The 10,364-nt window shown below is 62.6% G+C and carries 11 protein-coding genes; 4 read left to right on the top strand and 7 right to left on the bottom strand.

The annotated features are described in order from the left end of the window. Positions 1–24: 24 nt before the first annotated feature. Positions 25–2,076 carry a methionine--tRNA ligase gene (gene metG / locus PF66_RS00660; protein ID WP_054061657.1) on the bottom strand — a complete coding sequence of 684 codons (2,052 nt, stop codon included), beginning with the start codon at positions 2,074–2,076 and terminating at the stop codon, positions 25–27. Between the two features lie 177 nt (positions 2,077–2,253). Between metG and apbC the strand changes: the two genes are divergently transcribed. Beyond that, the gene (apbC, locus tag PF66_RS00655) at positions 2,254–3,348 is read left to right on the top strand and encodes an iron-sulfur cluster carrier protein ApbC (RefSeq protein ID WP_054056611.1); all 1,095 of its coding nucleotides are present in this window, start codon (positions 2,254–2,256) and stop codon (positions 3,346–3,348) included. Between the two features lie 131 nt (positions 3,349–3,479). Here the strand turns inward: apbC and PF66_RS00650 are convergent, their stop codons facing one another. Next, positions 3,480–3,689, bottom strand: a complete 210-nt coding sequence (locus PF66_RS00650; RefSeq protein ID WP_054056612.1) for a cold-shock protein — start codon at positions 3,687–3,689, stop codon at positions 3,480–3,482. A 387-nt stretch (positions 3,690–4,076) separates the two neighbouring features. Between PF66_RS00650 and dcd the strand changes: the two genes are divergently transcribed. The 3 genes from dcd to PF66_RS00635 all read left to right on the top strand — a co-directional run bounded on the left by dcd (position 4,077) and on the right by PF66_RS00635 (position 5,915). Next, entirely contained in the window at positions 4,077–4,643 is a 567-nt protein-coding gene (gene dcd, locus PF66_RS00645; protein ID WP_010445012.1) for a dCTP deaminase, read from the top strand. Between the two features lie 107 nt (positions 4,644–4,750). Beyond that, positions 4,751–4,957, top strand: a complete 207-nt coding sequence (locus PF66_RS00640; RefSeq protein ID WP_054056613.1) for a hypothetical protein — start codon at positions 4,751–4,753, stop codon at positions 4,955–4,957. Between the two features lie 133 nt (positions 4,958–5,090). After that, positions 5,091–5,915, top strand: coding sequence for a transporter substrate-binding domain-containing protein (locus tag PF66_RS00635; RefSeq protein WP_425357879.1), 825 nt, complete (start codon positions 5,091–5,093; stop codon positions 5,913–5,915). Positions 5,916–6,047: 132 nt separating this feature from the next. Here the strand turns inward: PF66_RS00635 and PF66_RS00630 are convergent, their stop codons facing one another. Genes PF66_RS00630 through PF66_RS00610 form a run of 5 tightly spaced genes read right to left on the bottom strand, consistent with a single transcriptional unit; the run spans position 6,048 to position 10,221 of the window. Continuing rightward, a complete protein-coding gene (locus tag PF66_RS00630) occupies positions 6,048–6,812 on the bottom strand; it encodes an ABC transporter ATP-binding protein (RefSeq protein ID WP_054061655.1) in 765 nt (254 codons plus the stop codon). A 7-nt stretch (positions 6,813–6,819) separates the two neighbouring features. Beyond that, a complete protein-coding gene (locus PF66_RS00625) occupies positions 6,820–7,938 on the bottom strand; it encodes a succinylglutamate desuccinylase/aspartoacylase family protein (protein WP_054061654.1) in 1,119 nt (372 codons plus the stop codon). A 9-nt stretch (positions 7,939–7,947) separates the two neighbouring features. Next, the gene (locus tag PF66_RS00620; RefSeq protein WP_054056617.1) at positions 7,948–8,658 is read right to left on the bottom strand and encodes an ABC transporter permease; all 711 of its coding nucleotides are present in this window, start codon (positions 8,656–8,658) and stop codon (positions 7,948–7,950) included. Continuing rightward, positions 8,655–9,383, bottom strand: coding sequence for an ABC transporter permease (locus tag PF66_RS00615; RefSeq protein ID WP_054056618.1), 729 nt, complete (start codon positions 9,381–9,383; stop codon positions 8,655–8,657). The genes PF66_RS00620 and PF66_RS00615 overlap by 4 nt, the downstream gene beginning before the upstream one ends. A gap of 58 nt (positions 9,384–9,441) precedes the next feature. Continuing rightward, on the bottom strand, positions 9,442–10,221 hold the full coding sequence (locus PF66_RS00610) for a transporter substrate-binding domain-containing protein (RefSeq protein ID WP_054061653.1): 780 nt from the start codon (positions 10,219–10,221) through the stop codon (positions 9,442–9,444). Between the last annotated feature and the right edge of the window lie 143 nt (positions 10,222–10,364).

Raw genomic sequence — 10,364 nt, 5'->3', positions numbered from 1 at the left:
CCCGCGAGGTCAGGCAGGACAGCGTTACTTGATCCGCTGGCCAGGCTTGGCACCGCTGTCCGGGCTCAGCAGGTAGATTTCCTCGCCGCCGGGGCCTGCGGCCATGACCATGCCCTCGGAGATGCCGAAACGCATTTTGCGCGGCTTGAGGTTGGCGATCATCATGGTCAGGCGACCTTCCAGCTCGGCCGGATTCGGGTAGGCGCTCTTGATTCCGGAGAACACGTTGCGCTGTTCGTCACCGATGTCCAGGGTCAGGCGCAGCAGCTTGTCCGCACCCTCGACCGCCTCGGCCTTGACGATCAGCGCGACGCGCAGGTCGACCGCGGCGAACGTGTCGAATTCGATCTCCGGCGACAGCGGGTCCTTGGCCAGTTCGCCGTTGCCCTTCGGCGCGGCGCTGCCGGTGTCGGTCTGGCTGGCGGCGAGATCTTCCTTCGAAGCGTCGGTCATCGCCTGCACTTTTGCCGGGTCGATACGGGTCATCAACGGCTTGAACGCGTTCAGTTGATGGTTGGCCAGCAGGTTGGCGTGATCGTTCCAGGTCAGCGGCGGGACGTTGAGGAACGCCTCGGCATCGGCGGCCAGCAGCGGCAGCACCGGCTTGAGGAAGATGATCAACTGGCGGAACAGGTTGATACCCGCGGCGCAGACGGCCTGGACTTCATCCTGCTTGCCTTCCTGCTTGGCCAGGGCCCATGGCGCCTTGTCGGCGATCCAGGCGTTGGCGCGGTCGGCCAGGGCCATGATCTCGCGCATGGCGCGGGCGAAGTCGCGGCTCTCGTAGGCATCGGCGATGCTCGGGGCCGCAGCGCGGAAGGCCTCGGTCAGCTCGGGAGCGGCATCGCCCGCGACCAGCACACCGGCGTTGCCCTTGTGGATGAAACCGGCGCAACGGCTGGCGATGTTCACCACCTTGCCGACCAGGTCCGAGTTGACCTTCTGCACGAAGTCGTCGAGGTTCAGGTCGAGGTCGTCGACGCCCTTGCCCAGCTTGGACGCGTAGTAGTAGCGCAGGTACTCGGGCGACAGGTGGTCGAGGTAGGTCCGGGCCTTGATGAAGGTGCCGCGGGACTTGGACATCTTCTGGCCGTTGACGGTCAGGTAGCCGTGCACGTTGATCCCGGTAGGCTTGCGGTAGCCCGCGCCTTCGAGCATCGCCGGCCAGAACAGGGCGTGGAAGTTGACGATGTCCTTGCCGATGAAGTGGTACAGCTCGGCCTTGGAGTCCTTGCCCCAGAACGCGTCGAAGTCCAGTTCCGGACGGCGGGCGCAGAGATTCTTGAAGCTGGCCATGTAGCCGATCGGTGCGTCCAGCCACACGTAGAAGTACTTGCCCGGCTCATCCGGGATCTCGAAGCCGAAGTATGGCGCGTCGCGGGAGATGTCCCACTCCTGCAGGCCGCTGTCCAGCCATTCGGCGATCTTGTTCGCCACGGCATCCTGCAGCGTGCCGCTGCGGGTCCAGCCTTGCAGCATGGCCTGGAAGTCCGGCAGCTTGAAGAAGAAGTGCTGGGATTCCTTCAGTACCGGCGTGGCGCCGGAAATCGCCGACTTCGGATCCTTCAGGTCGGTCGGGGCGTAGGTGGCGCCGCATTTTTCGCAGTTGTCGCCATACTGGTCCTCGGTGCCGCATTTCGGGCAGGTGCCCTTGATGAAGCGGTCGGCCAGGAACATCTGCTTTTCCGGGTCGAAATACTGGGTGATCGCCCGGTTGGCGATGTGCCCCGCGTCGCGCAGGCGCAGGTAGATCTGCGTCGACAGCTCGCGGTTCTCCTCGGCGTGGGTCGAGTGGAAGTTGTCGAAGTCGACCAGGAAGTCGGCGAAGTCGCTGCTGTGTTCGAGCTGGACGTTGGCGATCAGCTGTTCCGGCGTGATGCCTTCCTTCTCGGCACGCAGCATGATGGCCGAGCCATGGGCGTCGTCAGCGCAGACATAGATGCATTGGTTGCCGCGGTGCTTCTGGAAACGCACCCACATGTCGGTCTGGACATACTCGACCATGTGGCCGAGGTGGATGGAACCATTGGCATAGGGCAGGGCGCTGGTGACGAGAATCTGGCGTGGCTCGGACATGGGGCTCGGCTACTTGAAGTGAAACGGAGACCGGACACTATAAAGCGCCGGGAAATATATTTCACCTGTGGCGGTTTCCCCCTCGTAGTCGCGACAAATCAATGTCTGGCATGTCGCATCGGCCCAGAACGGTTACGATAGCCGTCTGTTTCACTCAGCCTTTTTCGGGAGTTGCCCATGAGCGCAGTCAATCGCGCAGCGGTGGAGGCCGTCCTTCGCCAGTACACCGATCCTTATCTGAATCAGGACCCGCTCAGCGCCGGGTGCGTGAAGGCCATCGACATCCAGGCCGACCGCGTCAGCGTCCGCCTCGAACTGGGTTATGCCGCCGGGCTGTTCAAGAACGGCTGGGCGCAGATGCTGCAACTGGCTATCGAAGGCCTGGACGGCGTGGCCTCTGCCAGGGTCGAGATCGACTGCGTGATTGCCGCCCACAAGGCCCAGGCGCAGATCCCGGGGCTGGCCAACGTGAAGAACGTGGTGGCGGTGGCGTCCGGCAAGGGCGGGGTGGGCAAGTCGACCACCGCCGCCAACCTGGCCCTGGCGCTGGCCCGCGAAGGGGCCCGGGTGGGGATTCTCGATGCGGATATCTACGGCCCGAGCCAGGGCGTGATGTTCGGGATCGCCGAAGGCACCCGGCCGAAAATCAAGGAGCAGAAGTGGTTCGTGCCGATCGAATCGCTGGGCGTGGAAGTCATGTCCATGGCCTTCCTGACCGATGACAACACGCCGATGGTCTGGCGTGGGCCGATGGTCTCCGGCGCCCTGCTGCAACTGGTGACCCAGACCGACTGGGGCAACCTGGACTACCTGGTGATCGACATGCCGCCGGGCACCGGCGATATCCAGCTGACCCTGGCGCAGAAGGTCCCGGTGGCCGGCTCGGTGATCGTCACCACTCCGCAGGACCTGGCTCTGCTCGATGCGAAGAAGGGCGTGGAGATGTTCCGCAAGGTGAACATTCCGGTGCTGGGTGTGGTGGAAAACATGGCGGTGCACATCTGCTCGAACTGTGGCCATGCCGAGCACCTGTTCGGCGAGGGCGGTGGCGAGAAGCTGGCTTCGCAGTACGGCGTCGAGTTGCTGGCCTCGCTGCCGTTGTCGATGGTCATCCGCGAGCAGGCCGACGGCGGCAAGCCGACCGTGGCGGCCGAGCCGGATGGGCAGATCGCCATGGTCTATCAGGAACTGGCGCGCCATGTGGGCGCGCGGATCGTGCTGCAGGAAGCGGCAAGCCAGGCGTTGCCGAACATCACCATCAGCGACGACTGACCGGTAGGGTTGCTTGTGCCGGGCTGTCCGCCCAGCACAAGCAGCTTTCGGCGCGGCCCGGGAAAACATCCGGGCACAAAAAAGCCCCGCATCTCGTCAGAGAGCGGGGCTTTCTACTGAATCAACAGAAGTTAGATAACTTCTACTTCTTCAGCTTGCATGCCTTTCTGGCCGCGGGTAGCGACGAAAGAAACCTGCTGGCCTTCTTTCAGGGTCTTGAAACCGTCAGCCTTGATAGCTTTGAAGTGTACGAACAGGTCGTCACCGGATTGTGGGGTGATGAAGCCGAAGCCTTTTTCATCGTTGAACCACTTGACGGTACCGGTTTGGCGGTTAGACATTTGATGTCTCCTTGGACAAAGTTAACTGCGGCTCAGGAAACGCCCTGGCCGAGACTGAGTGCAAAGAGCAGGAAAAATTCTTGGAGATGGTTGGATCGAAATTCAACATCGTGGAGAGATTCTCAGTGACACAAGCAGCACAGTGATGCCACCTTAACCCTTTTTCCAGAACGTGCCAATGGTCTTTGCCAAGGTTTCGCCTATTTCGTGACTGACGGTGTCCCGGCCGGCCAGCAGGCGCCCGCCACAAAGGTTTTTGCGGGGTTTGGCGGGGGGATCCGGGGCAGCTATTTTGTGGCAAATCGAGCCCCGGACTTTGAACCGGGCGATGCGCCCCGGTAAGATGCCGGGCAGAATTTCTCCACCTCGCTATTCAGGACACCCGCCATGAGCATCAAATCGGACAAGTGGATTCGCCGCATGGCGCAAGAGCACGGCATGATCGAACCCTTCGTCGAGCGCCAGATGCGTGGCGAAGGCGCCGATCGGCTGATTTCCTTCGGCGTATCGAGCTATGGCTACGACGTGCGTTGCGCCGACGAGTTCAAGGTGTTCACCAACATCAACTCGGCGACCGTCGATCCGAAGAACTTCGACGCCGGCAGCTTCGTCGATATCAAGAGCGATGTCTGCATCATCCCGCCGAACTCCTTCGCCCTGGCCCGTACCGTCGAGTATTTCCGCATTCCACGCAACGTGCTGACCATCTGCCTGGGCAAGAGCACCTACGCGCGCTGCGGGATCATCGTCAACGTGACCCCGCTGGAACCGGAGTGGGAAGGCCACGTGACCCTCGAGTTCTCCAACACCACCACCCTGCCGGCGAAGATCTACGCCAATGAAGGCGTGGCGCAGATGCTGTTCCTGGAGTCCGACGAGGAGTGCGAAGTCTCCTACAAGGACCGCGGCGGCAAGTATCAGGGCCAGCGTGGCGTGACCCTGCCGCGCACCTGACGAAGGGCGGCCAGTCCGAGGGAATTCCTGGGCGCCGGTGCACTCTACAGAGTGTACCGTCCTGGTTGGCGCAAGGCTGGCCGGGCCATTTCGCCCAGGAGTCACCCATGAAGATCGATCCAAGCATCAGTGCCGAACTGGCAAGACTGGAACCCAATCAAGTGGGCCTGCTGGCCTGGTCATTGCTCGCCCATCCACAGAGCCTGGCCGGTGGGATTCCCGGCCAGCCGGATCCCGATACCCCCAACGAACAGCCCACCGAACCGGGTGAACCGGTGCTGCCCGACGAGCCACCACCGGCTCCGGTCGCCTGATCCGTGCCCGACTGGACGGCCGCGTGCCGTCCAGGGGTCGCCTGTTTCAGTCCTTGCAGGTAGTCTGCGCCAGTGCCATCAACGCGCACTCACGGATATCAGACAATAAGAAGGGCTGCCCATGACGTTTTCCATTCCCCTGGGATTTTCCCGGCTCCTGCTGTCGGCGCTGCTGGTCGCCACCCCGTTGGCCGAGGCTGCCGAGCTGGCGCAGGATGCTGCGCCGGTGCAGGTGGTCGGTCGGCTCGACCGGATCATCCAGCAGGGTGTACTGCGAGTCGGCACCACGGGTGACTACAAGCCCTTCAGCTACAAGAGTGGCGAGCATTTCATCGGCCTGGACATCGAGCTGGCACAGGAGCTGGCGCAATCGATGGGGGCGAAGCTGCAGTTGGTGCCGACGACCTGGCCGACGCTGATGAACGATTTGCAGGCGGACCACTTCGACCTGGCGATCAGTGGCATCTCGGTGAACATGGAGCGCCAGAGAAAGGCATTTTTTTCACAGCCTTACCAGCGTGATGGCAAGACACCGATCACCCTGTGCTCCCGCCAGCAGGCCTTCCAGACCCTGGAACAGATCGACCAGCCGCAGGTGACGGCCATCGTCAATCCGGGAGGCACCAACGAGAAATTCGCCCGGGCCAACCTGAAACAGGCGCGGATCGTCGTGCATGACGACAACGTCACCATCTTCCAGCAGATCGTCGACGGCAAGGCGGACCTGATGATGACCGACGCGGTGGAGACACGCCTGCAGGAGAAGCTGCACCCGCAGTTATGCGCGGTGCATCCGGACCAGCCGTTCGATTTTTCCGAGAAGGCGGTGCTGTTGCCACGGGACATCGTGCTTAAACAGTACGTTGACCAGTGGTTGCACCAGGACATGGAAAGCGGGCGGTTCGCCAAGCGCATGCAGAAGTGGCTGGCCTACCCATGGCAGGCCGCCCATAACTGAGGCAGAGCGTGATGGCCTCTTCGCGGGCAAGCCACGCTCCTACAGTATTGCGCCGTACACGTATTCCGGGCATGGCAGCAACCCCTGTAGGAGCGTGGCTTGCCCGCGAACAGGCCCTCAGGCCTTGCGCAATTACTTGAGGTTACCGCTGAGGAACTGCCGCAGCCGCTCGCTCTGCGGGTTGCCCAGCACGTCCTCGGGGGCTCCCTGCTCCTCCACCAGCCCCTGGTGCAGGAACAGCACCTGGCTCGATACCTTGCGGGCAAAGCTCATTTCGTGGGTGACCATGATCATCGTCCGGCCTTCCTCGGCCAGCCCCTGGATCACCTTCAGCACTTCGCCCACCAGTTCCGGGTCGAGCGCCGAGGTCGGCTCGTCGAACAGCATCACTTCCGGTTCCATCGCCAGCGCCCGGGCGATTGCCACCCGCTGTTGCTGACCACCGGAGAGAAACGCCGGGTACTGCTCGGCGACCCGCGCCGGCAGGCCGACCTTGTCCAGGTAGCGGCGGGCCCGGTCCTCGGCCTCCTTGCGATCGACGCCCAGCACCCGGCGCGGCGCCATGGTGATGTTTTCCAGCACGCTCATGTGGCTCCACAGGTTGAAGTGCTGGAACACCATCGCCAGGCGGGTACGGATGCGTTGCAACTCGGCTTCGTCGGCGACGCGCATGCCGTTCCGGTCGCTGACCATGCGGATCGCCTGGCCGTCCAGGGTCATGGCACCGTCGTTGGGCGTTTCCAGGAAGTTGATGCAGCGCAGGAAGGTGCTCTTGCCCGAACCGCTGGCGCCGATCAGGCTGATCACATCGCCCGTCCTGGCCTTGAGCGAGACGCCCTTGAGCACCTCGTGGTTGCCATAGCTCTTGTGCAGGCCTTCAATGGTCAGTTTGTACATGGGTACCTCAAGGAGAAAGTAGATAGCCGCTGCGATAGGCTTCGTGGCCGGCGACATGGGCGATGACCATGCCGGCGGTCGCCATGCGGCGCAGCGAACGGGCATAGAGCAGGCCCGCGGTGGCGCTGTGAACAGGGGTGACCCGGTCGTTGATCGGGTCGATGACTTCGGCGATCAGTTGCCCGGCTGCCAGGTATTGGCCCGGCAGGGCATGGAATACCAGCAGGCCGCCGAATGGCGTGGCTACCGGTTCGACCCCGGCCAGCGGCGTTGCCGGATAACGCAGTGCCGGCAGTGGCGCGATCTCGCCTTCGATCACCCCGAAGTGGCTCAGGTAGTCGAGGATCGCCTGGCAGTCCTGGCTCGCCAGCGGGTGGGTGACATCACCCTGGCCGCGCAATTCGACGGTCACCGAAAAGCTGCCCATGGGCATCGCGAAGCGCTCGCCGAAGCGTTGCTGCAGGTCCCACCAGAGCAGGGTGAAACACTCGTCGAAGGACTGGCCGCCGGAGTCGGTCGCCAGCAGGCTGGCCTCGGAACCGATATAGCGGGCCAGCGGCTCGACCTGCGGCCAGGCCTCGGGCGTGGTGTACAGGTGGGTGACGGCCTCGAAGTCGCAATGCAGGTCGAGCACCATGTCGGCATCGCAGGCGATCCGTTGCAGTGCCAGTCGCTGGGATTGCAGTTGGGTGGCCGGGACCTCCGCCGCCAGCGCCGTCTTCAGTTCGCGCCGGATCAGCCACAGGTTGTGTCGCGGATCATCGTTGAGCAGGGGCTCGACGCGGTTGCCGATCTCCTCGCTGAGGTCGACGAACCAGCGGTTGAAGTTCTGCCCGCTTTCCAGCTCGTAGCGTCCCAGGGGCACGTCCATCAGCACCTGTTCCAGGCCGATCGGGTTGGCCACCGGTACCAGCACGATCTCGCCCCGCAGGCGGCCGGCCTGCTCCAGCTCGGCCAGGCGCTGCTTGAGGTGCCAGGCGACCAGCATGCCGGGCAGTTCGTCGGCGTGCAGCGAAGACTGGATATAGACCTTGCGTTCGGCCTGTTCCGGGCCGAAGTGGAAACTGTGGATCTGACGTGCGGTACCCGGTACGGGCGCCAGCAGGTCATGAGTGACATGACGCATGGGCAAGTCCTAGTGGGCCGGGCCGAGGAAGGCCAGCCAGCGGCGTTCGGCCAGCCGGAACAGGCCGACCAGGGTGAAGGTGATCGCCAGGTAGATCACCGCGGCGATGCCGAACGACTGGAAGGTCATGTAGGTCGCCGAGTTGGCGTCCCGGGCGATCTTCAGGATATCGGGAATGGTCGCGGTGAAGGCCACCGTGGTCGAGTGCAGCATCAGGATCACTTCGTTGCTGTAGTACGGCAGCGAGCGGCGCAGGGCCGACGGCATGATCACGTAGGCGTAGAGCTTCCAGCCGGTGAGGCCATAGGCCTTGGCCGCCTCGACCTCGCCATGGTTCATGCTGCGGATCGCCCCGGCGAAGATCTCCGTGGTGTAGGCGCAGGTGTTCAGGGCGAAGGCGAGGATGGTGCAGTTCATCGCATCGCGGAAGAACGAGTTGAGCAACGGCTGGTTGCGTACGGCCTCCAGGCTGTAGATCCCTGTGTAGCAGATCAGCAACTGGATATACAGCGGCGTGCCGCGGAACAGGTAGGTGTAGAACTCCACCGGCCAGCGGATGCGGCGCTTGGGCGAGACCCGGGCGATCGACAGCGGGATCGACAGCAGGAAACCGATGAAGATCGAGGCGCTGAGCAACCACAGGGTCATGGCCAGGCCGGTGATGTGCTGGCCGTCGCTGTAGAGGAACGGGCGCCAGTATTGTTCGAGCAGTTCGATCATCGCACGGCCTCCCGGGCACCGGCGGCATAGCGCCGTTCAAGCCAGCGCAGGACATAGTTCGAGGCACTGGTGATCAGCAGGTAGATCAGGGCGGCGAGCACCAGGAAGTAGAACAGTTGATAGGTGCTCTTGCCCGCATCCTGGGCGGCCTTGACCAGGTCGGCCAGGCCGATGATCGAAACCAGCGCGGTGGCCTTGAGGATCACCATCCAGTTGTTGCCGATTCCCGGCAGGGCGAAGCGCATCATCTGCGGGAAGGTCACGAAGCGAAAGCGCTGGGCCCGGGTGAGACCGTAGGCGGTGGCGGCTTCGAGCTGTCCGCGCGGCACGGCGAGAATCGCGCCACGGAAGGTTTCGGTGAAATAGGCGCCGTAGATGAAACCCAGGGTGATGACCCCGGCGGCGAACGGGTCGATCTCGATGTATTCCCAGTCCATCGCATCGGTCAGGCTGGAGAGCCAGGTTTGCAGGCTGTAGAAGATCAGCAGCATCAGTACCAGGTCGGGTACCCCGCGGATCAGCGTGGTGTAGATCTGCGCCGGCAGGCGCAGCAGGCCGATGCTGGAAAGCTTGGCACTGGCGCCGAGCAGGCCGAGCAGCACGCTCACCAGCAGCGACAGTATCGATAATTTGATGGTCATCCAGGTGCCTTGCAGCAGGATCGGGCCGAAGCCCTTCAAGCTGAAGGCGGAGAGCCCCAGGGTGTGCAGGAGGTTGTCGAACATGAACGTGTGCCTTTGGCCGTCAAGAAAGCGCCCCCTTTTGCAGGGGGCGCCCAGGGGATCACTTCCCGCTATACAGATTCAGGTCGCCAAAGTGCTTCTTCTGGATTTCGGCGTATTTGCCGTCCTTGTGTAACGCTTCGATACCTTTGTCCAGCAGAGCCTTGAGGTCCTTGTTACCTTTTTTGATACCGATCGCGGTTTTCGATGGCAGCAGCGGATCGTCGATCGCCTTGCTGACTTCGTAGCCGGCGCCGGCTGGCGACTTCAGGAAGCCCAGTTCGGCCTGGAGCATGTCCTGTACCGAGGCGTCGAGACGGCCGGAAGTCAGGTCGGCGTAGACCTGGTCCTGGTTGGCGTAGGCCTTGGTGGTTACCCCGGCCTTGTCCAGCACGGCCTTGGCGTAGGCTTCCTGGATGGTGCCTTGCTCGTAGCCCACGGTCTTGCCCTTGAGGGATTCGGGGGTGGAGTAGTTCGCCCCTTTCTTGAACACCAGGGAGGTCGGGCCGGAGAACAGCTCGCTGGAGAAGTCGATGGCTTTCTGGCGGGTTTCGGTCACGGTCATCGACGAGATCACACCGTCGAACTTGTTGGCATTGAGGCCTGGAATCATGCCGTCGAAGTCGCTTTCGACCCATTTGCATTTGACTTTCAGCTCGGCGCAGATGGCGTTGCCCAGGTCGATGTCGAAGCCGACCAGGCTGCCGTCAGCGGCCTTGGATTCGAAGGGCGCGTAGGACGGGTCCACGCCGAAGCGCAGTTCCTTGTATTCCTTGGCCATGGCGGAGCCTGCGCCCATGCAGAGAGCCAGTGCGGAAAGGGTCAGCAATGCTTTTTTCATTATTTAATCCCTGAAGACCAGAATGAGCGCTTGTGGCGCACTAAGTACTGTTACTGGAACGCGTATGACCGGATAAAAGTAGCAATTTCCGAACCATAGTCCCGAACAAGCGTTTCAAAAGGTAGGAATATGGCTACAAGCCA

It is taken from the genome of Pseudomonas asplenii (assembly GCF_001293465.1).
Classification (GTDB): Bacteria; Pseudomonadota; Gammaproteobacteria; order Pseudomonadales; family Pseudomonadaceae; genus Aquipseudomonas; species Aquipseudomonas fuscovaginae_B.
This window is presented reverse-complemented; position numbering and strand designations above follow the sequence as displayed.

Excerpts from the sequence above, each read along its gene's own strand:
- metG (WP_054061657.1), bottom strand. The coding sequence starts at position 2,076 with ATGTCCGAGCCACGCCAGATTCTCGTCACCAGCGCCCTGCCCTATGCC.
- apbC (WP_054056611.1), top strand. The coding sequence starts at position 2,254 with ATGAGCGCAGTCAATCGCGCAGCGGTGGAGGCCGTCCTTCGCCAGTAC.
- PF66_RS00650 (WP_054056612.1), bottom strand. The coding sequence starts at position 3,689 with ATGTCTAACCGCCAAACCGGTACCGTCAAGTGGTTCAACGATGAAAAA.
- dcd (WP_010445012.1), top strand. The coding sequence starts at position 4,077 with ATGAGCATCAAATCGGACAAGTGGATTCGCCGCATGGCGCAAGAGCAC.
- PF66_RS00640 (WP_054056613.1), top strand. The coding sequence starts at position 4,751 with ATGAAGATCGATCCAAGCATCAGTGCCGAACTGGCAAGACTGGAACCC.
- PF66_RS00630 (WP_054061655.1), bottom strand. The coding sequence starts at position 6,812 with ATGTACAAACTGACCATTGAAGGCCTGCACAAGAGCTATGGCAACCAC.
- PF66_RS00625 (WP_054061654.1), bottom strand. The coding sequence starts at position 7,938 with ATGCGTCATGTCACTCATGACCTGCTGGCGCCCGTACCGGGTACCGCA.
- PF66_RS00620 (WP_054056617.1), bottom strand. The coding sequence starts at position 8,658 with ATGATCGAACTGCTCGAACAATACTGGCGCCCGTTCCTCTACAGCGAC.
- PF66_RS00615 (WP_054056618.1), bottom strand. The coding sequence starts at position 9,383 with ATGTTCGACAACCTCCTGCACACCCTGGGGCTCTCCGCCTTCAGCTTG.
- PF66_RS00610 (WP_054061653.1), bottom strand. The coding sequence starts at position 10,221 with ATGAAAAAAGCATTGCTGACCCTTTCCGCACTGGCTCTCTGCATGGGC.